The organism is Streptomyces sp. NPDC056738 (assembly GCF_042790435.1).
Classification (GTDB): domain Bacteria; phylum Actinomycetota; class Actinomycetes; order Streptomycetales; family Streptomycetaceae; genus Streptomyces.
This window is the reverse complement of record NZ_JBHTZF010000008.1, coordinates 122578-144509: the sequence shown is the minus strand read 5'-3', so window position 1 is coordinate 144509 and position 21932 is coordinate 122578. Positions and strand designations below refer to the sequence as shown.

Sequence of the window (21932 nt, the reverse complement as noted above, 5' to 3'; positions counted from 1 at the left end):
GCCACCGGGAAGCGCGAGCGGACGGCGCGCTACGGCACGGGCAAGCGGTACAAGGTCGCCGGCATCCCCGGCGTCCGGGACCGTTCGTTCGAGACGCTGGAGGACGCCAAGGCGTGGCTGCGCCGGTCAGCCACCGATGAGGAGCGTGGCGAGTTCGTCGACCCGCGCGACGGATCGATCACCCTCGCCGACTACATCGCACGGCACTGGGCGCCGGGCCGGTCGGGCGCTCCGAAGAACCAGGACGGCCAGGAGCGGCGAACACGCCTGCACATCGTCCCGCACCTGGGCCACCTGCCGCTCATGAGCATCACGGCGGCGGACCTGCGCGCGTACATTGCGAAGCTGGACGGCACCGTCGTCTCGGTCGACTACCGCCGAGGCATCCTGTCCGAGCTGTCCTCCGTCCTGGAAGCGGCCGTGGACGACAAGCGGCTCGTCGCCAACCCCATGCGGGCGAAGTCCGTGCGGTGGCCCCGGGCCGCGCAGGAGCGCCGAGAGGCGTGGCCGCTGGAGACCGCGCTGCTCGTCCGTGACGTCATCAGCCCGCGGAACCGGATCGTCTTCGTGCTCGGGCTGGGCTGCGGGCTCCGGCAGAGTGAAGTGTTCGGGCTGAGTCCCGAGGACATCGACTACGGACGCGGCGTTCTCCGCGTCCGACGCCAGGTCCAGGCGATCAAGGGGAGGCTGTACTTCGCCCTGCCGAAGGGAAAGAAGACTCGGATCGTCGACATGCTCCCCATGGTGGCCGAAGAGCTGAAGCGGCACATCGAGGCGTTCCCGCCGGTGGAGGTCGAGTTGCCCTGGGGGAAGCTGGAGGCGGCCGCACGGAAGAGAAAGTGCTCCCTGCTGCTCACCACTCGGTTCGGCAACGCCGTCGCGGTGAACACGTGGAACACCTACACCTGGAAGCCCGCGCTGGCCAAGGCCGGCGTCATCCGGCCCCAGGCGGAGGGGGCGAAGCAGTGGCAGTGGCAGGCGGCCCCGCACGATGGCTTCCACGTGCTGCGACGCACCTTCGCCTCGATCATGCTGGAGGCGGGGGAGTCCGTGGTGACCGTGGCCGGCTGGCTCGGGCACTCCTCACCGGCGATCACCCTCGGTTACTATGCACACTTCATGCCAGAGGCCGGAAGCAAGGGACGTACGGCCGTCGACGCACTGCTGGGGAGGACGGGAAACAGCATGCCGATCCGAACTCCCCAGATTCTCCCCACGGCTGGTCCCGGGCGATCCCGCTCGACGAGCGGTTCGGGGGGCGGTCGTGGATTGCAAGGCTGAGGGGACAGGTTGGCTCCGGAAATGCTGAGAAACGTCACCGTAACCCGCTACATCGAACCTCTGCATGCGGGCGGCTCCGTCCCCGGAGTCGTCGAGGCCGACGACCTGGGGACCTACGTCGTGAAGTTCACCGGGGCCGCCCAGGGGCACAAGGCGCTGGTCGCCGAGATCATCGTCGGTGAGCTGGCCCGCGCCCTCGGGCTGCGCTTCCCCGAGCTGGTCCTCGTCCACTTCGACCCGGCCTCCGGCGAGCACGAACCCCATCAGGAGGTCCAGGACCTCCTCCGGGCCAGCGCCGGGCTCAACCTCGGCATGGACTACCTTCCGGGCGCCAAGGACTTCACCCCCGAGGTCGCGCGGACCTTCCCGGTCGACCCGCTGGAGGCGGGCAAGGTGATCTGGCTGGACGCCCTCACGGTCAACGTGGACCGCACGGTGCACAGTTCGAACCTGATGATCTGGCCCACCTTCGGCATCGCGCCGCCCCGCCTGTGGCTGATCGACCACGGCGCCGCCCTCGTCTTCCACCACCGCTGGGACGCCTCGGCGCCGGAGAAGGCGTACGACTTCAGGAGCCACGCGCTCGGCGGCCACGGCCCGGACACCCGCGCCGCCGACGCCGAACTGGCACCGAAGGTCACCGAGGAACTGCTGCGCACGGTGCTGGCGCAGGTGCCCGACGCCTGGCTCATGGACGAGCCGGGCTTCGCGAGCCCCGACGCCGTCCGCGAGGCGTATGTCGGCTACCTCCTGGCCCGCGTCCGCGCCTCCGCGGCCTGGCTCCCCACGGACTTCCCGAGCCGCGAACAGCTCGCGGCCGAGGACGCCGACCGCGCGGAGCGGACCCAGCGGGGCCGCCCGGACTGGCTCAAGCGCGTCCCCGACCTGCACGGCAAACCGGCGGCGGAACAGGATTGGTCGGTGCATCTGGGATGACGGACGTCCAGCGGGTCCAGATCGAGTACTGCACCCAGTGCCGCTGGCTGCCCCGCGCGGCCTGGCTGGCCCAGGAGCTGCTCACCACCTTCGAGGCGGAGCTCGACGAACTGTCCCTCAAGCCCGGTACCGGCGGTGTCTTCGTCGTCCGGGTCAACGACGAGGTGATCTGGGACCGCCGCGAGCAGGGCTTCCCCGAGCCGACCGCGGTCAAGCGCCTGGTACGCGACCGAGTGGCCCCGGAGAGATCCCTGGGCCACTCGGACCGTGCGGCGGACGGAGCGGGTGCCGCGGACTGAGCGGGTGCGGCGGACCGGGCGGGTGCGGCGGACCGGTCCGGGTCAGCCGGTGAGCTGCTCGTAGGCGGGCAGGGTGAGGAAGTCCGCGTAGTCCTCGTCCAGCGCGACCTTCAGGAGCAGGTCGTGCGCCTGCTGCCAGCGGCCGGCCGCGAAGGCCTCCTCGCCGATCTCGGCGCGGATGTCCGCGAGTTCCCGCGCGGCGATCTCACGGGCCAGCTCCGGAGTGGCCGCGACGGTCTCGCCGTCGTGCTCGAAGACGACCCCCGCGTTGATCCACTGCCAGATCTGCGAGCGCGAGATCTCGGCGGTGGCCGCGTCCTCCATGAGGTTGAAGATGGCGACCGCGCCCAGACCGCGCAGCCAGGCCTCGATGTAACGGATGCCGACCTGAACGGCGTTGACCAGACCGCCGTACGTCGGCCGCGCGTCGAGCGAGTCGACGGCGATGAGGTCACCGGCCGCGACCGACACGTCCTCGCGCAGCCGGTCCTTCTGGTTCGGCCGGTCGCCGAGGACGGCGTCGAAGGAGGCCATCGCGATCGGGACGAGGTCGGGGTGCGCCACCCACGAGCCGTCGAAGCCGTCGCCCGCCTCACGGTCCTTGTCGGCCTTCACCTTCTCGAAGGCCACCTTGTTGACCTCCTCGTCGCGCCGCGAGGGGATGAACGCGGCCATGCCGCCGATCGCGTGGGCACCCCGCTTGTGGCAGGTGCGGACGAGGAGTTCGGTGTACGCCCGCATGAACGGGGCCGTCATCGTCACCGCGTTGCGGTCCGGCAGGACGAACTTCGTCCCGCCGTCACGGAAGTTCTTGACGATGGAGAAGAGGTAGTCCCAGCGGCCGGCGTTCAACCCGGAGGCGTGGTCCCGGAGTTCGTAGAGGATCTCGTCCATCTCGTACGCCGCCGTGATCGTCTCGATCAGGACGGTGGCCCGGACCGTGCCCTGCGGGATGCCGACATGGTCCTGCGCGAAGACGAACACGTCGTTCCACAGGCGCGCTTCGAGGTGGGACTCGGTCTTGGGCAGATAGAAGTACGGGCCCTTGCCGAGGTCCAGCAGCCGCTGCGCGTTGTGGAAGAAGTACAGGCCGAAGTCGACGAGCGCGCCGGGCACGGGGGTGCCGTCGGCCGCCACGAGGTGACGCTCGTCCAGATGCCAGCCGCGCGGCCGCATCACGACGGTCGCGAGCTCCGCGTCCGGCTTGAGGGCGTACGACTTTCCGGAGCCCGGGTCGGTGAAGTCGATGCTCCGGGCGTAGGCGTCCATCAGGTTGACCTGTCCGAGGACGACGTTCTCCCAGGTGGGCGCCGAGGCGTCCTCGAAGTCCGCGAGCCAGACGCGGGCCCCGGAGTTCAGGGCGTTGATCGTCATCTTGCGGTCGGTGGGGCCGGTGATCTCGACCCGGCGGTCCTCGAGCGCGGCCGGAGCCGGGGCCACCTTCCAGGAGTCGTCCGCGCGGATCGCGGCGGCCTCCGGGAGGAAGTCGAGCGTGGAGGTGCGGGCGATCTCGGCGCGCCGCTCCGCCCGGCGGGCGAGGAGCTCGTCACGCCGGGGCGTGAACAGCCGGTGCAGCTCGGCCACGAAGGCGAGGGCCGCCTCGGTGAGGACCTCCTCCTGCCGGGGCAGGGGCTCGGCGTCGACGATGGCCAGCGGGGACGGCGCTGGTGCGGACATGAGCTGTCACTCCTTCAGCGAGCTACGTGCGGGCGAGCGGGTCGTGGCGATCCGCGTGCGGGGCCTGCGGGGCGCCGCACACCGGTCGAACGAGCGAACCACGGACGGCGTCACCGCGCCTGGCACCCGGTGCCGCGGCCCACGCGGACCGAGCCGGGCGCCTTCGACACGGCGAGGCGCTTCTGAGCAGTGGATACTAATTTCCTCATGGTGGAAGTTCAATGGTTTGTTGATGTCGAGATTCTCCAGATCGACGGAAGGTGGCGCTCGGTGCCACCCCGCTCACTCAAGGTGGACCAGGTCGTCCTCCGTGTCGATGTCGTACGCCCGCGCCACGTCCCCGCACTCGACCAGGGTGACGGCGTCCGCATGGGCCCTCAGATAGGCACGCGCCCCCTGGTCACCGGTGGCCGCCGCCGCGATCCCGGCCCAGTGCCCGGCCCCGAACAGCACCGGATGGCCGCGCTCACCGTCGTACGCCGCCGCGGCGAGCGTCAGCGGAGAGGCGTACGCGGCCAGCACCCGGGCCACCGCCTCCCGGCCGATCCCCGGCTGGTCGACCAGCGACACCAGCGCGGCCCGCGCCCCCGAGTCCGCCAGCGAGTCCAGCCCGGCCCGCAGCGAGGAACCCATGCCCTCCTCCCAGCGGGGGTTGTCCACGAGGACGCACCCGGCCAGCGACGCCCGCTCCCGTACGGCGTCGGCCCGGGCGCCGAGCACGACATGGACGCGGGCGCAGCCGCCGGCCCGCAGCTCCTCCACCGCGTGCTCGACGAGGGGCCGCCCCCGGTGGGGCAGCAGTGCCTTGGGGCGTCCCCCGAGGCGCCGTCCGCCTCCGGCCGCCAGCACCAGCCCCGCCACCTCGTCCTTGTTCTCCGTCATGTCCCCTGCATACCCGACCCGGCCCGGGCATGCCCCGGAACCACGGCCGTCACCGCGGTGTCCCCGGGCTGAATTTCGGTCCGCGCAGTGGCGCCCGGCGCACCGGGTGGCGTTTACTGGCCCGCGTCCCCCGGCGCCTGACCACCGCCACGGGGAGCTGGAGCCGACGTGGGCGGGACCGACGCACGACCGCGTGCGCGAGGGGGAGAGCTGTGTTGCGGAGCTTGGGGCAGAGACCGGTGACGGGCAGCGACGAGGATCCGAGGGTGGCGGAGTTGCGGACCGCCGTCGCCCGGCTGCGCCGTGAACTCGCCGTCCATCCCGTCGAGTTCCCCGACCGGGGCATCGCCGAGGACGAGCTCGCGTCCCTCGCCGCGATGGCCGCCGGAGGCATGCCGGAGGTTCCCCGGCTGCGCCGCTCGCTCCTCCTGGTCGCGGGCGCGATCGGCTCGGTGAGCGCTCTCGCCACCCGCCTCGCCGACGTCCGCAGCGCGGTCGAACTCTTCGGGGACCCCCCGCACCGAACCCGGCTGTGAGCCGCCGGGCCCGCCCTTCGGGCGGACGACGCGACTTTGCGGACACGCCCTAGCGCCCCCTGCGGATGACACCCCGCTCGGTGGCCGCCGCCACGGCCGATGTGCGGGAGTCCACGCCCAACTTCGCGTAGATGTGCACCAGATGGGACTTCACGGTCGCCTGGCTCAGGAACAGCTTCTTGCTGATCTGCTGGTTCGAGAGACCGTCCTTGACCAGTTCGAGCACCTCGAGTTCACGACGGCTCAGCGCGGCGGCTGGGGTGCGCATGCGGTCCATGAGCCGGTCGGCGACCTTCGGGGCGAGCGCCGAGTGGCCCGAGGCGGCGGTGCGCACGGCGGCGGAGAGCTCCTCGGGAGGGGCGTCCTTGAGGAGGTAGCCGCAGGCGCCCGCCTCGACCGCGGCCAGGATGTCCGCGTCGGTGTCGTACGTGGTCAGGACGAGGACCCGGGGGGCACCGGGGCGGGCGGTGATCGCCGCCGCGGCCTCCGCCCCGTGCATCCCGGCGCCGAACTGGAGGTCCATGAGGACGACGTCCACGTCGCCCGCCCCGGCCCGCTCCACCGCGGCCTCCGCGGTCGCCGCCTCCGCGACGATCTCGAAGTCCGGCTCCGCGGACAGCACCGCGCGCAGTCCGGCGCGGACGACGGGGTGGTCGTCCGCGAGCAGCAGCCGCACGGTCATGCCCGGCTCCCCACGGCGCGGCGTTCCGTACCGGCCGGCTCCCCGCCGGCGGGTACGGGCAGGGGCAGCGTGACCGCCACCGCCGTGCCCTGACCGGGAGCCGACTCGACGGTGAACGTCCCGCCCAGCGACCGCGCGCGCGACCGCATGGCGGGCAGACCGAAGCCCCCGTCCGCCGTGTCTCCGCCGAGGTCCGCGCTGGTGAGGGCTCCGTCGACGGTGCCTTCGTCCGTGGTCTTTCCGGTGGCGGGGTCTCCGCCCAGGCGGTCCCGGTCCGGGGCCGGACGGTCCGGCTGGTCCGGGCGGTGGCGGTCCGGGCGGTGGCGGTCCGGCTGGTCCGGGTCCGACCGGTTCCGGTCCGGCCGTACGTCGTCCGGGGTGAAGCCGGTGCCGTCGTCCACCACGTCCAGCGTGACCGAGGTGTCCATGAAGCTGAGCGTGATCTCGACGCGCTCCGCGTCCGCGTGGCGCAGCGTGTTGCCGAGCGCCGACTGGGCGATCCGGAGCAGGGCCACCTCGTACGGCGTCGGAAGCCCGGCCGGCGTGCCGCTCACCGAGAAGCGGACCCTCGGCGTGTCCACGGCGGCCGACCGGCACAGCCGCTCCAGCGCGGCGGCGAGCGAACCGTGTTCCAGATCGGGAGGGGTGAGCGCGCGGACGAAGCGACGGGCCTCGGCGAGGTTGTCCTGCGCCGTCGCCCGGGCCCGCTCCACGTGCGGGGCCGCGGGCGAGTCCGCCGGCAGCAGCCGCTGGGCGGCCCGCATCAGGAGCTGGATGCTGGACAGGCCCTGGGCGAGCGTGTCGTGGATCTCCCGGGCCAGCCGCTCCCGCTCGGCGAGCGTGCCCGCGGCGCGTTCGGCCTCGGCCAGCTCGGCGCGGGTGGTGATCAGCTCCTCGATCAGCTCGCGGCGGCGCTCGCTCTCCCGGTACAGCGCCTCGTACCCGAGGACCGTCGCGACCGCGACCCCCGCCCCGAGCAGCGGGCCGATGAACGCCCCGGGGGTGAGGGGCGCGCCGTGCGCCACGAAGCTCGCGACCGCCGCCCCGGCGGTCAGGGCGACCGCGGGCAGGCTCCAGCGCACCGGCAGCAGGTGGAGCTGCAGGAAGTAGAGCGGGAAGGCCACCCACAGCCCGTCCGGGGAGAGCGCGACGAGCGCCAGCCAGCTCGCGCTGAGGGCGGCCACCCACAGCGCGGCCGCACGCCGTGAGCGGTGCACCGCCGGGGAGACGGCGCCCGCCACGAGCACCACGCCCGTCACCAGCACCGAAAGGACGACGGCCGTCGGGTGCCCGGTGTCGCCGGATCGGACCGCGGCCAGCAGGAGAAGGCCGGCGAGCAGGACGTACAGGCACAGACGCAGGACGGCGACGACGGGGGAGCGACGGGGGACATTCATGGTCGTTCCAGGGTAGGCGGGACAGCGCCGGCCCCGGTCAACCGAAAGGTTGAAAGACGGCTGCTCCCTTCGCCGGCGCCGTATCCCTCCCGGGTCCGTGGGCGGTCGTCCCTCCGGTGCCGACCGGTCCGTCTCCCGGCGACCGGGGCCCCCTCCTTCGGCCCGGCCGAAGCATGCGGCGGTGCGATGCCCCGGACGGGGTCCGGGCGGCAGGCTCGGAGCATGTTCGTCGCATGGAGAGACCTGCGGTTCGCCAAGGGGCGCTTCGCCCTGATGGGAGCCGTCGTCGTACTGATCACCCTGCTCGTGGGCCTGCTGTCCGGGCTGACCGCCGGGCTCGCCGGGGAGAACACCTCGGCGGTCACCGCCCTGCCCGCCGACCACCTGGCCTTCGCCGCGCCGGCCGCGGGACAGCCGGTGTCCTTCACCGGCGCCCCGGTGCCGGCCCACGCCCGGGAGGCCTGGGCCGGAAGGCCCGGAGTCACCTCGGCCGAGCCGATCGGCGTCCGCACCCTGAACGCCTCCGCCGGGGACCGGACGGCCGCGGTGTCCTCCTTCGCCGTGCGGCCGGGCTCGGGCATCGCCCCGGCGGGAGTCGCCCCCGGACGTGCCGTGCTGTCCGAGAAGGCCGCGGAGGCGCTCGGTGCGGGGCCGGGCGACCGGGTGGTGCTCGGCGGCGCGCGGCTGACCGTCGCGGCCGTGGCCGGCCACGCCTCGTACAGTCACACCCCCGTCGTGTGGACCGACCTCTCCGGTCCGGCGACCGTGCTCGCCCTGCGCACCGACGGAGCCGATCTGCGGGCGGGCGACCGCGCCGCCGGCACGAAGACGTTCACGAGGGACGACTCCCTGACCGCCATCGGCTCCTACCAGGCCGAGAATGGCTCGCTCCAGCTCATGCGCGGATTCCTCTTCGTCATCTCGGCGCTCGTCACCGGGGCCTTCTTCACGGTCTGGACGATCCAGCGGTCGCCCGACGTCGCGGTCCTGAAGGCGCTGGGCGCCTCCACGCCGTACCTCCTGCGCGACGCGCTGGGCCAGGCCGTCCTCATGCTCACCGCCGGGACGCTGCTGGGCAGCGGGCTCGCGGCCGGAGCCGGCGCGCTGGTGCGGGGAGGCGACGTGCCGTACGCCCTGGACGTCACGACCGTGCTCGGTCCCGCCGCCGTCACGATCGCCCTCGGGGCGCTCGGCGCCGGGCTCGCCGTCCGCCGGGTCACGGCCGTGGACCCCCTGACCGCGCTGGCGAGCGCCCGATGAGGACCCCGGCCGGGCTCGCCGACGGCCGCGCGCCGAGGTCCCGGACCGACCGAACCGACGCACAGGAGAGTGCCGCGTGAGCCTGACCCTCGACGACATCACCCTCACCTACCCCGACGGCGACGGCCGTCTGACCGCGCTGGACGGTGTGAGCCTGCGGGTGCCGGCCGGCACGATGACGGCCGTCGTGGGCCCCTCCGGATCCGGGAAGTCCAGCCTCCTCGCGGTCGCCGCGACCCTGGTCGCCCCGGACCGCGGGCGCGTTCTCGTCGGCGGTACGGAGACAGGGGCGCTGACCTCCGCCGAGCGGGCCGTCCTGCGGCGGCGCGAGATCGGCATCGTGTTCCAGCAGCCCAACCTGCTGCCCTCGCTGACCGCCCTGGAACAGCTCCAGGTGATGGGTCACCTGGACGGACGCCGTCACGTGACGCCGCGGGCACGGGAGCTGCTCGCCGAGGTCGGGCTGGGCGAACTGGCGCACCGGCGTCCGCACCAGTTGTCCGGGGGACAGCGGCAGCGGGTGAACATCGCCCGCGCGCTGGTCAACGAGCCCTCGGTGCTGCTGGTCGACGAGCCGACCAGCGCCCTCGACCAGGAGCGCGGGACGGCGGTGCTGGACCTGTTGGTGCGGCTCACCCGTGAACGCGCGACCGCGACCGTCCTCGTGACACACGACCGCGCCCGCCTCGGCGAGGCGGACGCGGTACGGGAGATGAGGGACGGACGCCTGGGGACACCGGTGGCGGTGCCGTCGGCGGAGTGACCGGACGCCGGGTCGGGGGCGGAGTGACCGGACGCCGGTCGGGGGCGGAGTGACCCGGACGCCAGGCCGGGGGCGGAGTGACCGGACGCCGGGCCGGGGTCGGAGTGACCCGGATACGCGGTCGACGGAGTGGCCTGGGCGGAGGGTCGGGGACGAGCGGACCCTACGGCGGTCCGCCGTCCGCCGTCCGCCGTCCGCCGTCCGCCGTCCGTCCGCGGCAGGTGGCTGATGGCCTGTGGTCCGCGGTCGGTGGCCTGCGCATCAGCTGGTGGCCCGTGACCTGTGGCCTCTGGCCGGTGGGCCCGTGGTGGCCGGTGGCCTGTGAGCCCGTGGCCCGCGGCCTGTGGTCGGGTCAGCCGGTGCTCTGGCCCGTGCTGGCCAGGGCCTCCGACAGCTCCGCCGCGACCTGCTGGAGCACCGGCACGATCTTCTCGGTGGCGGCCTCGGTGACCCGGCCGGCCGGGCCGGAGATCGAGATCGCGGCGGCGGTCGGGGAGTCCGGCACCAGGACGGCCAGGCAGCGGACGCCGATCTCCTGCTCGTTGTCGTCGATCGCGTAACCGGTGCGGCGCACCTCGTCGAGCGCGGCGAGGAAGCCGTCCGGAGTGGTGATCGTCTTCTCCGTCGCGGCGGGCATCCCCGTCCGGGCGAGCAGCGCGCGCACCTCGTCGTCCGGGGTGTGGGCCAGCAGCGCCTTGCCGACGCCCGTCGAGTGCGGGAGCACCCGGCGGCCCACTTCGGTGAACATGCGCATCGAGTGCTTGGACGGCACCTGGGCCACGTAGACGATCTCGTCCCCGTCGAGCAGCGCCATGTTCGCGGTCTCGCCGGTCTCCTCCACCAGACGCGCCAGATAGGGGCGGGCCCAGGTGCCGAGCAGCCGGGAGGCGGACTCGCCGAGGCGGATCAGCCGGGGGCCGAGCGCGTATCGGCGATTCGCCTGCTGCCGTACGTATCCGCAGGCCACGAGGGTGCGCATCAGCCGGTGGATGGTGGGCAGCGGCAACCCGCTGCTCGCGGAGAGCTCGCTCAGACCGACCTCGCCCCCGGCGTCCGCCATGCGCTCCAGCAGATCGAAGGCGCGCTCGAGGGACTGGACGCCGCCACTGGAGGCGGACGATCTGGGGTCGGTGGTGCTGGCGCTGGACGGCGGCACGGCGGCGGTCCTTTCGGGGCGCGGTATCGAGCGGGGTGACCCGAAGACTCTCGAAGGGGGCGGCGGCGGGTGGCGGGCAGGCAGAAGCGCAGCCTACCCGGCACCCGACGGGCCACCAGGTAGGGTAAGGCTACTTCTGTCTGTCGGAAGAGTGATTTCGTCATACGGAAAACCTCCTGACCGGGCGCAGCGGGAGCGGATCTCGGCCGGGTCGGGGGAGGGTGGAGAAATGAGCCCTTGACGGGGCGGAGGTCGGGGTGAAGACTTCTTCAACAGAAAGTTGAATTCCGTTACGCGGAAGCAACCCGGCGGCAACGGGAGACGACGGCGGCGGAGAGAGGGGTCCGGGTGTCCGATGCCGAACTGATGCTGCGCTCGACGCGCGTCATCACGCCCGAGGGGACGCGCGCCGCTTCGGTCGCGGTCGCCGCGGGAAGGATCACGGCCGTGCTGCCGTACGAGGCCGAGGTGCCGTCCGGCGCCCGGCTGGAGGACGTCGGTGACGACGTCCTGCTGCCCGGCCTCGTCGACACCCACGTCCATGTGAACGACCCCGGCCGCACCGAGTGGGAGGGCTTCTGGACCGCGACCCGCGCCGCGGCCGCCGGCGGCATCACCACCCTGATCGACATGCCGCTCAACTCCCTCCCGCCGACGACGACGGTCGACCACCTCGCTACGAAGCGGGACGTCGCCCGCGCCAAGGCACACATCGACGTCGGCTTCTGGGGCGGCGCGCTGCCCGGCAACGTCAAGGACCTCCAACCCCTGCACGACGCCGGTGTGTTCGGGTTCAAGGCGTTCCTGTCGCCGTCCGGCGTGGAGGAGTTCCCCGAACTCGACCAGGAGCAGCTCGCCCGGTCCCTCGCCGAGATCGCCGGCTTCGGCGGACTGCTGATCGTGCACGCCGAGGACCCGCACCATCTCGCCGCCGCCCCGCAGAAGGGCGGCCGCAGGTACGCCGACTTCCTCGCCTCGCGCCCCCGGGACGCCGAGGACACCGCAATCGAGAGCCTCGTCGCACAGGCCAGGCGTCTCGACGCGCGGGTGCACGTGCTGCACCTGTCGTCGAGCGACGCGCTCCCGCTGATCGCAGCGGCCAAGGCCGACGGCGTCCGGCTCACGGTGGAGACCTGCCCGCACTACCTCACCCTGACCGCCGAGGAAGTCCCTGACGGCGCCAGCGAGTTCAAGTGCTGCCCGCCGATCCGCGAGGCCGCCAACCAGGACCTGCTGTGGCGGGCGCTGGCCGACGGCACGATCGACTGCGTGGTCACCGACCACTCCCCGTCGACCGCCGACCTCAAGACGGACGACTTCGCGACCGCGTGGGGCGGCATCTCCGGCCTTCAGTTGAGCCTGGCCGCCGTCTGGACCGAGGCCCGCGGGCGCGGCCACGGCCTGGAGGACGTGGTCCGCTGGATGTCCTCCCGCACGGCCGAACTGGTCGGCCTGGGCGGCAGCAAGGGCGCCATCGCGGCGGGACACGACGCCGACTTCGCGGTGTTCGCCCCCGACGAGACCTTCACCGTCGACCCCGCCGCGCTCCAGCACCGCAACCGCGTGACGGCGTACGCGGGCAGGACCCTCGCCGGCGTCGTGAAGTCGACCTGGCTGCGCGGCCAACGCGTCTTCGCCGACGGCGAGTTCACCGATCCGAAGGGTCACCTGCTGACCCGTACGAACTGATTCCCCCGCCCCGTGGCGGCCGACTCGCGAAAGGAACCCCTGATCACCGTGACGGCGACCCAGAGCTTCACCGGAGACGCGAACCCCTACGGAGGCGGTGACCCGTACGCGGACTACCGCACCACCGACTTCCCCTTCACCCGGTACGCCAACCTGGCGGACCGGCAGCTCGGCGCGGGCGTCGTCGCCGCCAACGACGAGTTCTTCGCCCAGCGCGAGAACCTTCTCGTCGCCGGGGCCGCCGAGTTCGACCCCGAGCACTTCGGCCACAAGGGCAAGGTCATGGACGGCTGGGAGACCCGGCGGCGCCGCGGCGCCTCCGCCGAGCACCCGTGGCCGACCGCCGAGGACCACGACTGGGCCCTGGTACGGCTCGGTGCCCCCGGGGTGATCCGCGGGATCGTCGTCGACACCGCCCACTTCCGCGGCAACTATCCGCAGGCGGTGTCGGTCGAGGGCGCCTCCGTGCCCGGTTCGCCCTCCCCCGAGGAACTCCTGGCGGACGAGGTGAAGTGGACGACTCTGGTACCGCGCACGCCGGTCGGCGGTCACGCGGCCAACGGATTCACCGTCTCGGTCGAACAGCGCTTCACCCACCTGCGGGTCAACCAGCACCCCGACGGGGGCATCGCCCGGCTGCGCGTGTACGGCGAGGTCGTGCCCGACCCGCGCTGGCTGTCCGCCCTCGGCACGTTCGACGTGGTCGCCCTGGAGAACGGCGGACAGGTCGAGGACGCCTCCGACCTCTTCTACTCACCCGCCACCAACACCATCCAGCCCGGCCGTTCGCGCAAGATGGACGACGGCTGGGAGACCCGCAGGCGACGCGACGACGGCAACGACTGGATCCGCTACCGGCTCGTCGCCCGGTCCGAGATCCGCGCCTTCGAGATCGACACGGCGTACCTGAAGGGCAACAGCGCCGGCTGGGCCTCGGTCTCGGTGCGCGACGGCGACGGCCCGGACGCGGGGGAGTGGACCGAGATCCTGCCCCGCACCCGCCTCCAGCCCGACACCAACCACCGCTTCACCCTCGCCGCACCCGCCGTCGCCACGCACGCGCGCGTGGACATCTTCCCGGACGGCGGCATCTCCCGCCTGCGCCTCTTCGGCTCCCTGACGGAGGAGGGCGCGTCCCGCCTGACGGCACGCCACCAGGAACTGGGCGGCTGAGCGGCCCGGTTCGGCCCGCAGCCGGGCACACCACGGGGGACTCCGCTCCTCCGGAAGGGGCTCCCCCTTCCGGAGGAGCGGGCTCAGCGCATGCCGGGGCCGCCCCCGATCGGATCCTCGCTCGTCATGCCGCGTGTCCGCCGTCCACCGCGAACTCCGCCCCCGTGACGTATCCCGCCTCGCTCCCCGCCAGGTACGCGACGAGCGACGCGACCTCGTCGGCGGTGCCGAAGCGGCCCACGGCGGTCAGCGCGCTCTGGCCCGGCGCGTACGGGCCGTCCGCCGGGTTCATGTCGGTGTCGACGGGACCGGGATGGACGATGTTGGCGGTGATCCCGCGGCCGCCGAGCTCCCGCGCCAGCGCCTTGGTCAGGCCGACCAGCGCGGACTTGCTCATCGCGTAGAGCGTCCCTCCCGGACCGGGCACGCGCTTGGCCATGCAACTGCCGATCGTGACGATCCGCCCGCCGTCCCCGAGATGCGGCGCGGCCGACCGGGAGGCCAGGAAGACGCCCCGGACGTTCACGTCGAGCACCCGGTCCACGTCCGCCGGGGTCAGGGACTCCAGCGGACCCAGGACCCCCACCCCCGCGTTGTTGACGAGGACGTCGAGCCGCCCGAACTCCGCGACGACCCGGTCCGCGACCGTGCCGGACTCCGTCGCGTCGGAGGCGTCCGCGCGCAGGGCCAACCCCCTGCGCCCGAGCGCCTCGACACCCCGTACGACGTCCTCCGCGGCCTCCTTGCCGCTCACATAGGTGATGGCCACGTCCGCGCCCTCGCGGGCCAGCCGCAATGCCGTCGCGGCCCCGATGCCCCGGCTCCCGCCGGTCACGAGGGCCACCTTGCCGTCCATGTCTCGCTGAGAGGTCTGAGAGGTCTGAAGGGTCTGAGAAGTCATGAACCCATCCCAGCCGCCGCGGCCGCGGGACGCTGGCGGCGAACGGACACCGACATCGGCGGATGACATGATGACCGGCGACATAGGGCGACGGCGGAACGAGGAAGCCGGTGTGAATCCGGCGCGGTCCCGCCACTGTGACCGGTGAGCGCGCTCCGGCATGCCACTGCCCCGACCGGGGTGGGAAGGCGGAGCGCTCGGGGATCCGGGAGCCAGGAGACTCACGCGGTCGCCTCCTCGATCGACACCGGGGCGGATCTCCCCGGGAGGGGAGTGGTGCGCTGTGCCCAAGACGCCGGCGGAAGAGATGTCGGGGGAGTCCGCGGCGGTGCGCGGACCCGTGCCGTGCCGGGTCGTCGTGTGCCGGGACTGCTGCTGCGGCAGTCCCAAAGTGACCGGGGTGGACCACGCCGCACAGACCGCGCGGCTGCGCGCCGAGGTACCGGTGCGCGTCTCCGAGTGCCTCGACGTGTGCGACCAGGCCAACGTCGTCGTCGTACAGCCGTCCGCGGCGGGCCGGGCGGCCGGCGCGCGGCCCGTCTGGCTCGGACTCGTCAACGACCCCGAAGCGACCGAGGACATCGTGACCTGGGTACGCGCCGGCGGTCCGGGCGTCGCTCCGCCGCCGGACATCCTCGACCTGTACACCTTCACCCCGCCGGGGCGCCCGGCCGACTCCTGAGCCTGCGCACGCAGGGGCCGGCCGACCCGCCCCGGGGCGCCGAATGCGACGCCCCGGGGCATTTTGACGCCGTGTCAGGACGCAACGGGCCAAGGCCGTTTGCGTCCAGTCGATCTCTCTTCCACCCCGCCTGACCTGCGGCGAAAGTAGTTCTTGCCACCGGGCGACCCGCCCGGGACGACCTCCACGGCTGCACCTGCAGGGCAGCCGGGCGGTCGGTGACGTGCCTTCGCCCGTACGACTTCCACGCCGCAGGAGAGATCATGAAGTTCAGCCACGCCGTCCGCCGTACCACCGCAGCCGTCGCCGCCGTCGGCGCGATGTCCCTCGGCATGGTGGCCACCACCGCCGGCGCAGCACACGCCGTCGCGTCCTGCTCCGGGGACGTGTCGATGTACGGCACGCTCTCGGACGGCCGGCTGACGTACACGCAGATCGCGCCGGACACCGGCAACCGCGTCAAGACGCTCATCGGCCCGAACCTCGGCTTCACGCCCAAGGCGATGGCGACGCTCAACTTCAACACGGTCCTGGTCACGTCGACCACCGGCGACCTCTACCGCGTCGACATCCAGACCAACAACACCTCCCTCGGGGTCGCGGGAGTCGTCAAGATCTGGGACGGCGGCTGGACCTTCGACAAGATGGTCTACGACGGAGCCGGCCACCTCTACGGGACCGTCGACGGCCAGCTCCACCAGTACGTCGTCTCCCAGCCCAAGCCGGCGGGCTCGGAGCACATAGGCCAGCACGTCGTGATCGACACCGGCTTCGTCCTCAAGACGCTCGCCGCCGCGGGCGACGACCGCATCGTCGCCTCGACCGCCGACGGCCGGCTGCTCAGCTACAAGATCAACGGAGTGGACGACTGGGACCTCTCCGTCCTCAAGGCGAGCGGGTGGTCGGCGGTCGACTCGCTCTCCTCGCCGGGCGGCGGCCTCTACTACGGCCGCACCAACGGCGGCATGTACTGGTACTCCGACGCCGACCCGACCGACGGTGACGGCGGCGACATCACGTACCACTCCGACGACCCGGTGGACGCCTCCGGCTGGACCCAGAGCCTGTTGTCGGCCTACGCCAACAACTGCGCCTACGTGCCGGCGGCGCCGCCGAAGTCCGTCCAGGGCGGCACCATCTACCGCAGCGAGGTCATGGACCGGGCCAAGAACTGGTACAACCGCAACGTCCAGTACGACCAGGGCGCCTCCGCCGTGGACGTCGACGGCGACCACTCCTACCGCACCGACTGCTCCGGCTTCGTCTCCATGGCCTGGCACCTCACCACCTCGCTGACGACCGAGACGCTGCCCAGCGCGAGCACGCAGATCAGCAAGACCGCCCTCCTGCCCGGCGACGCGCTGAACGACTACTCCGAGCACGCCGTCATCTTCGCGGGCTGGAAGAACCAGGACGCGGGCACCTTCTACTACTACTCCGAGAGCAGCCCGGCCACGGACATGAACTACTCGACCGCGAACATCAACAGCGGTGACATCAGCGGCCACCCGGCCTCGGACTACGTCGCCCTGCGCTACAAGAAGATTGCCTGACACCCCACTTGACGCCTCGAAGGCCCCGCCGATCCCCGGCGGGGCCTTCGAGGCGTTCGCGCGCCCTGGGAGACGTCTGCCCTGCTCCGGCCCACGCCGAAAAGGGCGGTGCCCCTCGCCACGAGGGGGCACCGCCCTTTTCGGACTGGCGGACTGGCGGACTGGCGGACTGACGGGCCGACGGGCCGCGGCAGCGGCGAGCCGCAGCCGTACGCGGCGGGCGGGCTACTGCCAGCCGGCGTCCGTCGGAGCGACCTGCCAGCCGGCGTCTGCCGGAGCGACCTGCCAGCCGGCGTCGGAGGCGAGAACGGAGGAGGCCGGAACCGCGTCCGCCGTGGACCGGTGCGTGACCACCGGCGCGGCGAGAGCCGCGGCGACGACGAGGGAGGTGACCGCGGCGGCCTTGGCGATGCGGGTACGAAGCATGGCTGTTTCCGTTCCTTCCGGGACGAGATGCGGTGTCCGGCCTGGTGTCGCGCCCCGCGGTGGCGCTCTCCTCGGCCGGTGACTCATAGGTTCGTCGCAGCTCAGGCCAGAGGAAAGGGTTCACGGATGGACGGAAGCGGCCTTGGACCGATGCGTCCAGGCAGGCCGTTTCAGTCCACCGGCTGCGGCTCGAAGGCCAGGGGCATCAACGGCACCCCGGCACCGGTCGGCCGCGCCCCGGCCAACTGCGGTACGACGCGGAGCAGTCGGCGGGTGGCCCGCACCGCTCGTTCCTCCGCCTCCTCCAGCGTGTCCGCCAACAGGTAGAAGCCAAGGGTGAGTTCGACCGCCGAGACGGTGTGCACGGCGACGTGCTCGACACCGTCGCGGGGCACGATCGCCGCTCGCACCAGAGTTCTGATGTTCGGTGGCGGCTCGTCGCCGTACGGCAGTTCCAGATATGTGTGGACCAGGTACATGCGGTCCAGAATCTCAACGCGATGCGCCGACAAGTCGGCTCGCGTGATGGCCAGTTGAGGCCTTGGCCGGTTTGGTCCTTCCCCCTGTGGCGATCCCCGGTCCTCTGCGAAGATCATCGTGGGACAGGGGAGGGTCTGTGGAAACTGGGGGGAACCGGATGCTGACCGCACTTGGACTCGATACGGCCGCGGAGACGGTGTACCGCGCCATGCTCAGAAGTCCGGCAGCCGGTGTCGCGGCCCTCGCCGACACCGTGGGACTGTCCGGGGACGAGGTGCGCGACGCCCTCGACACGTTGAGCGAGCTGGCCCTGGTGCGCCCGGCCGCGGGGGACGCCGGCCGGCTCCGGGCCGTCTCCCCGGACATCGGCATGGAGATCCTGATGGGCCGCCAGCAGGCCCAGTTGGCGGCCCAGCAGCAGCGCCTCGAATCCTCCCGGGCCGCCGCGGCCCAGCTCATCTCCGAGTACGCCGAGCTCCGCCCGGCCACCAGCCATCCCGGGGTGGAGCAACTCGTCGGCCTCGACCAGATACGCGACCGGCTGGCCGTACTCACCCGCGAGGTGCGCGAGGAGTTCCTGGCCTTCGCCCCGGGCGGACCGCAGACCGCGGAGAACATGGCCGCCTCCCGGCCCCTCAACGAGGACCTGCTCGGCCGCGGGGTGCGCATGCGCACGATCTACCTCGACAGTGTCCGTACGAACCGGCCCACCGTCGAACACGCCACCTGGCTGGCCCGGCTGGGCGGCCGGGTCCGCACGGTGCCGTCCCTGCCGACCCGGATGATCCTCATGGACCGGGAGACCGCCATGATCTCGGTCAGCAGCGACGACACCGCCGCCGGCGCCGTCCTGCTGACCGGCCAGGGCACGCTCACCGCCCTGTGCGCGCTCTTCGAGACCACCTGGGAATCCGCCCAGCCGCTCGGCGAGACCGTCCCCACCGACCCGAACGGACTCACCGGCCAGCAGACGACCACGCTGCGGCTCCTGGCCGAGGGCCACACCGACGAGGCCATCGCCAAACGGCTCGGGGTCTCCCACCGTACGGCCCGCCGGATCGCCTCCGAACTCATGGAACGCCTGGACGCCCGAAGCCGCTTCGAGGCCGGCGTGAGGGCCGTCCAGCAGGGCTGGCTCCCGCCGCGCCCCTGAATCAGCGCTCCTGAACCAGCGCTCCTGAACCCTTGCCCGGGGGCCGCCGGCCGGTCGGGCGATGTCCGAAGGCGGCGGCCCCGGAAACCGGGACCGCCGCCTTCGCCGGTCAGCGGACGCGGTTCGTCCAGCCGACCTCGACATAGGTCGTGCGGACCACCGGGTCGGCTCCGGCGGCGCCCCTTTCCAGAACGCGGCTCGTGTCCGGGTCGAGGACATAGCGGAGGGAGTACGGGACGGACACGGGCTTGAAGCCCGGCTTCTCCACCCGCGTGGACCCGCGGAAGACGATCTCCGTGCCCGTACGGCCCCGGCTGTCCTTTACTCCGGACTTCACGGTCAGACCCGGTGTCCTCGCGACGATCCGAAAGAGCGCGGAGCGCAGCTCGGGGCCCGCCGGTGACGTCTCCAGCAACGACAGGACCTGCTCGAACCGTTCCTCGGGGTCCTTGGAGAACCAGGCCTTCAGCTTCTCCGGGTCGGTGGGCAGACGGTCGAACTCCGTCCAGGACAGGCGCTTGTCGCCGACCTTCCAATTCACCGTGCTGCTACCGGACTTGCGCGGCTTCGCGTCCCCCTTGCGAACCCAGGTGGTGCCCGCCCGGGTGCAGTAGACGGCGTACGTGGCCGTCCTCCGGCCGTCCTTCGACGTGTAGTGGACCATCCAGTACGTTCCTTCGTGCGCCCCCGCCTTCGCGGAGACCTTCGCCATACCGTTCAGGAACTCCGAGGCCGACGAGACCGTCGACACCGACCTGTCCGTCACGTCCCGCACCGGATACACGGCCGCCCCCGCCGCGATCGCGGCCACCGCGGCGGCCGCCGCCAGGATCCCTCCACGCCGCGAGAGCCGGCGCCGCCGCGGTGCCGTGCCCGGCTCGTCGGGGCCGAGGACGACCACATCGTCCTCGGGCACGTCCATCGGGGGCGCGAGGGAGGCCGCCGGGCCGCCGCGTCGGGCCGTGGCGAGGGGGATCGCACCCTCGTACTCCGCGGGGGCGGGCGCCCGTGCGGCCTCGCGTGCCGCGACGAGCGCCAGGATGTCGCGTACGGCCCTGACCTTGGCGTCCGAGGGCGGCGCCACGGCTCCGGCCGCGATCAGTTCGTCGGCGCCGGGGAAGTCGAGGAAGTCGTCAGATTCGGTCTTCTCGGTCATGTCAGGTCTCCTGACAGGTCGAAGGGGGCGCCCGAGCGCAGACGGCTGCGCGCGCGGTGCAGACGGGTGCGGGCGGTCGCCGCGGGTATGCCGACCACGCCGGCGGCCTCGCTGGGCGTGAGCTGCTCCCAGGCGACGAGCAGCAGCAACTCCCGCTCCACGTCGGGTAGTCCGGCAAGGAGCTCGCGCAGCCTGGGTGCCACCGCCGCGGCGACGAGCCGGTCGTCCACCGCCTCCCAGGGATCGTCGTCGCCGGCGGCGCGCGGAATGTCCGGGCGGGCCGCCGCGTCCCGCCGCCAGTGGGCGGAGAGCACGTTCCTGGCCACGCCGAACAGCCAGGCCCGTACGGACCCGCGGGCCGCGTCGAAACCGCGGCGCGCCGCGAACGCCTGGAGCCACAGCTCGGCGAGCAGATCGTCGGCGGCGCCGGGCGCGCGGCGGGTGAAGTAGCCGTGCAGGGCCGCCGAATGGCGTTCCACCAACGGCGTGAAGGCGGCCGGGTCGCGTGCCGTGCGGCCCAGCAGCTCCTCGTCGTCCGGGCCCGATGTCATGGGACCTCCGTCTCCGGACCGCCGGCCGGCGGTCTCACCCCTTACTTGGCGGAAACCGTCGGCAGCGTTCGCGCGCCCGGGCCGGGGAGCGGCGCCGCGTCACGGTGGACGCGCCGAGCGGCCGGCCGCGGTCACACCGTCAGCCAGCCCCGCAGCGCGGCCTGCACCCCCGTCTGGAACCGGGTCTGCGTGTTCAGGGACCGCATCAGGCGGGTGATGCGGCGGCGGACCGTGTGGACGTGGACGTCGAGGCGCCGGGCGATCGCCTCGTCCTTCAGGCCGGACGCGAGCATCGTCAGCAGCTCCCGGTCCTGTTCCGTGATCTGGCTGTCCGACGGGGATCCGATGGGTACGGCCCGTTCCCAGATCGCCTCGAACAGCGGCACCAGGGCGTTGCTCAGGAGCGAGTCGTTCACCACCAGGGCCGAGGCCGTCGGGTCCGCCGCGTCCGTCGGCGGCAGCAGCGTCACCCGCCGGTCGACCGTGATCAGCTTCGTCGGCAGGTCGGTGCCCACCCGGATCTGCACCCCCTGCGCGGCCAGATCGCCGAGGCCCCGGGCGCGGCCGTGGAAGCTCAGGCCCTCGCGGTCCACCACGGTCCGCACCCGCACCCCGCGTCGTACCGGCTCGGTCACGTCGAGCGGGGAGGGCATGCCGTCGGGTTCGCTCGCCGCGTACGGCGGCCGGTCCAGGAGCGCCACCTCCGTGCGTGCCGAGACCAGCAGGGAGGCCACCCGCGCGGCGATCGCCTCGCCGCCCCGGACCGTCTCGATGCCGAGCGCCGGGGCGCCGTGCGCGGAGCCGACGAGTCGGGCGGCCATCCGGTCCACCGTTCCGGTGAGCTCCTCCAACTCGGCCGACCTGCGCAGCAGATCGGCCTGATGGACGTGGATCAGATTGCGCAGCGCGGTGGCGGGAGGGATCGCGACGGGCATCGCGAGGTCACGGGCGGTCCGGGTGAACCCGTGCTCGCCGAGGTGGTCGAGGGCGGCCGCGAGCCGGGGCGCCGAGAGGCCGGTGGACCGGGCGAGTGCCGCTCGGGACGGATGCTCGGGGATGTTCAACAAGGCCTCGTAGACCTTGAGTTCCTCCGTACCCAGCCCGAGAGCCCGCCACCGCTCGTCCACCGTGTCCCGACTCACGCCTGGATTCTCACCCGTTCTCGCAGGCCGCACAAGGCGATGTTCTCGCAGACCACACAAGTGTGCACGTACACAAGTGCGCACCCGGAACGCATTGTTCACACCCCCGCTCCGGCATTTGCATGTCCGCATCCGATATCCGTTCACGCAGCTGTGA

22 protein-coding genes and 1 riboswitch are annotated in these 21932 nt (G+C 72.6%); of the genes, 11 read left to right on the top strand and 11 right to left on the bottom strand.

Features of this window, described 5'->3' with window-relative positions; all coding sequences use genetic code 11:
• Nucleotides 1-303: 303 nt before the first annotated feature.
• From ACFRIC_RS22225 to ACFRIC_RS22215, 3 genes are read left to right on the top strand one after another with little or no spacing between them, the layout of a single operon-like run.
• Nucleotides 304-1281, top strand: a complete 978-nt coding sequence (locus tag ACFRIC_RS22225) for a tyrosine-type recombinase/integrase (protein WP_382788296.1) — start codon at nucleotides 304-306, stop codon at nucleotides 1279-1281.
• A 21-nt stretch (nucleotides 1282-1302) separates the two neighbouring features.
• Nucleotides 1303-2217 carry a HipA family kinase gene (locus tag ACFRIC_RS22220; protein ID WP_382788294.1) on the top strand — a complete coding sequence of 305 codons (915 nt, stop codon included), beginning with the start codon at nucleotides 1303-1305 and terminating at the stop codon, nucleotides 2215-2217.
• On the top strand, nucleotides 2214-2516 hold the full coding sequence (locus ACFRIC_RS22215; RefSeq protein WP_382788292.1) for a SelT/SelW/SelH family protein: 303 nt from the start codon (nucleotides 2214-2216) through the stop codon (nucleotides 2514-2516). Before ACFRIC_RS22220 ends, ACFRIC_RS22215 begins: the two co-directional genes overlap by 4 nt.
• Nucleotides 2517-2558: 42 nt before the next feature.
• Here the strand turns inward: ACFRIC_RS22215 and aceB are convergent, their stop codons facing one another.
• Together aceB and ACFRIC_RS22205 are read right to left on the bottom strand one after the other, a co-directional pair.
• On the bottom strand, nucleotides 2559-4193 hold the full coding sequence (gene aceB / locus ACFRIC_RS22210) for a malate synthase A (RefSeq protein ID WP_382788290.1): 1635 nt from the start codon (nucleotides 4191-4193) through the stop codon (nucleotides 2559-2561).
• Nucleotides 4194-4475: 282 nt separating this feature from the next.
• Nucleotides 4476-5075 (bottom strand): NTP transferase domain-containing protein, encoded by a 600-nt coding sequence (locus tag ACFRIC_RS22205; protein WP_382788288.1) that lies wholly within the window; start codon nucleotides 5073-5075, stop codon nucleotides 4476-4478.
• A 212-nt stretch (nucleotides 5076-5287) separates the two neighbouring features.
• Here ACFRIC_RS22205 and ACFRIC_RS22200 point away from each other — a divergent pair, with 212 nt between their 5' ends.
• Nucleotides 5288-5611, top strand: a complete 324-nt coding sequence (locus ACFRIC_RS22200) for a DUF5955 family protein (protein ID WP_382788286.1) — start codon at nucleotides 5288-5290, stop codon at nucleotides 5609-5611.
• Between the two features lie 49 nt (nucleotides 5612-5660).
• Here ACFRIC_RS22200 and ACFRIC_RS22195 read toward each other — a convergent pair whose 3' ends face one another.
• On the bottom strand, nucleotides 5661-6293 hold the full coding sequence (locus tag ACFRIC_RS22195; protein WP_382788284.1) for a response regulator: 633 nt from the start codon (nucleotides 6291-6293) through the stop codon (nucleotides 5661-5663).
• Entirely contained in the window at nucleotides 6290-7690 is a 1401-nt protein-coding gene (locus ACFRIC_RS22190; RefSeq protein WP_382788282.1) for a histidine kinase, read from the bottom strand. Before ACFRIC_RS22190 ends, ACFRIC_RS22195 begins: the two co-directional genes overlap by 4 nt.
• 222 nt (nucleotides 7691-7912) lie before the next feature.
• Here ACFRIC_RS22190 and ACFRIC_RS22185 point away from each other — a divergent pair, with 222 nt between their 5' ends.
• Both ACFRIC_RS22185 and ACFRIC_RS22180 read left to right on the top strand, forming a co-directional pair.
• Nucleotides 7913-8950, top strand: coding sequence for an FtsX-like permease family protein (locus ACFRIC_RS22185; RefSeq protein WP_382788280.1), 1038 nt, complete (start codon nucleotides 7913-7915; stop codon nucleotides 8948-8950).
• A gap of 76 nt (nucleotides 8951-9026) precedes the next feature.
• Entirely contained in the window at nucleotides 9027-9713 is a 687-nt protein-coding gene (locus ACFRIC_RS22180; RefSeq protein WP_382788278.1) for an ABC transporter ATP-binding protein, read from the top strand.
• A gap of 352 nt (nucleotides 9714-10065) precedes the next feature.
• Here the strand turns inward: ACFRIC_RS22180 and ACFRIC_RS22175 are convergent, their stop codons facing one another.
• Nucleotides 10066-10869, bottom strand: coding sequence for an IclR family transcriptional regulator (locus tag ACFRIC_RS22175; RefSeq protein ID WP_382788276.1), 804 nt, complete (start codon nucleotides 10867-10869; stop codon nucleotides 10066-10068).
• Nucleotides 10870-11217: 348 nt separating this feature from the next.
• Between ACFRIC_RS22175 and allB the strand changes: the two genes are divergently transcribed.
• Both allB and alc read left to right on the top strand, forming a co-directional pair.
• Nucleotides 11218-12558 carry an allantoinase AllB gene (gene allB / locus ACFRIC_RS22170; protein ID WP_382788273.1) on the top strand — a complete coding sequence of 447 codons (1341 nt, stop codon included), beginning with the start codon at nucleotides 11218-11220 and terminating at the stop codon, nucleotides 12556-12558.
• 48 nt (nucleotides 12559-12606) lie between these two features.
• On the top strand, nucleotides 12607-13731 hold the full coding sequence (gene alc / locus ACFRIC_RS22165) for an allantoicase (protein ID WP_382788271.1): 1125 nt from the start codon (nucleotides 12607-12609) through the stop codon (nucleotides 13729-13731).
• Nucleotides 13732-13855: 124 nt separating this feature from the next.
• Here alc and ACFRIC_RS22160 read toward each other — a convergent pair whose 3' ends face one another.
• Nucleotides 13856-14632: a 3-oxoacyl-ACP reductase family protein gene (locus ACFRIC_RS22160; protein WP_382788269.1), complete on the bottom strand. Its 777-nt coding sequence runs from the start codon at nucleotides 14630-14632 to the stop codon at nucleotides 13856-13858.
• A 97-nt stretch (nucleotides 14633-14729) separates the two neighbouring features.
• A riboswitch (cobalamin riboswitch) is annotated at nucleotides 14730-14855 on the top strand.
• Between the two features lie 84 nt (nucleotides 14856-14939).
• On the opposite strand from ACFRIC_RS22160, the gene ACFRIC_RS22155 reads away from it, so the two are divergent.
• Nucleotides 14940-15314, top strand: a complete 375-nt coding sequence (locus ACFRIC_RS22155; RefSeq protein ID WP_382788751.1) for a (2Fe-2S) ferredoxin domain-containing protein — start codon at nucleotides 14940-14942, stop codon at nucleotides 15312-15314.
• Between the two features lie 263 nt (nucleotides 15315-15577).
• Nucleotides 15578-16867 (top strand): tachylectin-related carbohydrate-binding protein, encoded by a 1290-nt coding sequence (locus ACFRIC_RS22150; protein ID WP_382788267.1) that lies wholly within the window; start codon nucleotides 15578-15580, stop codon nucleotides 16865-16867.
• A 225-nt stretch (nucleotides 16868-17092) separates the two neighbouring features.
• On the opposite strand, the gene ACFRIC_RS22145 is transcribed toward ACFRIC_RS22150, so the two are convergent.
• Both ACFRIC_RS22145 and ACFRIC_RS22140 read right to left on the bottom strand, forming a co-directional pair.
• Nucleotides 17093-17293 (bottom strand): hypothetical protein, encoded by a 201-nt coding sequence (locus ACFRIC_RS22145; protein WP_382788265.1) that lies wholly within the window; start codon nucleotides 17291-17293, stop codon nucleotides 17093-17095.
• A 170-nt stretch (nucleotides 17294-17463) separates the two neighbouring features.
• Nucleotides 17464-17772, bottom strand: coding sequence for a hypothetical protein (locus ACFRIC_RS22140; RefSeq protein ID WP_382788263.1), 309 nt, complete (start codon nucleotides 17770-17772; stop codon nucleotides 17464-17466).
• Nucleotides 17773-17930: 158 nt separating this feature from the next.
• On the opposite strand from ACFRIC_RS22140, the gene ACFRIC_RS22135 reads away from it, so the two are divergent.
• Nucleotides 17931-18926, top strand: a complete 996-nt coding sequence (locus ACFRIC_RS22135; RefSeq protein ID WP_382788261.1) for a helix-turn-helix domain-containing protein — start codon at nucleotides 17931-17933, stop codon at nucleotides 18924-18926.
• 109 nt (nucleotides 18927-19035) lie between these two features.
• Here the strand turns inward: ACFRIC_RS22135 and ACFRIC_RS22130 are convergent, their stop codons facing one another.
• The 3 genes from ACFRIC_RS22130 to ACFRIC_RS22120 form a co-directional block, all read right to left on the bottom strand.
• Entirely contained in the window at nucleotides 19036-20082 is a 1047-nt protein-coding gene (locus ACFRIC_RS22130; RefSeq protein ID WP_382788259.1) for a hypothetical protein, read from the bottom strand.
• On the bottom strand, nucleotides 20079-20633 hold the full coding sequence (locus ACFRIC_RS22125) for an RNA polymerase sigma factor (RefSeq protein ID WP_382788257.1): 555 nt from the start codon (nucleotides 20631-20633) through the stop codon (nucleotides 20079-20081). The genes ACFRIC_RS22130 and ACFRIC_RS22125 overlap by 4 nt, the downstream gene beginning before the upstream one ends.
• A gap of 131 nt (nucleotides 20634-20764) precedes the next feature.
• Nucleotides 20765-21775, bottom strand: coding sequence for a LuxR C-terminal-related transcriptional regulator (locus ACFRIC_RS22120; RefSeq protein ID WP_382788255.1), 1011 nt, complete (start codon nucleotides 21773-21775; stop codon nucleotides 20765-20767).
• Between the last annotated feature and the right edge of the window lie 157 nt (nucleotides 21776-21932).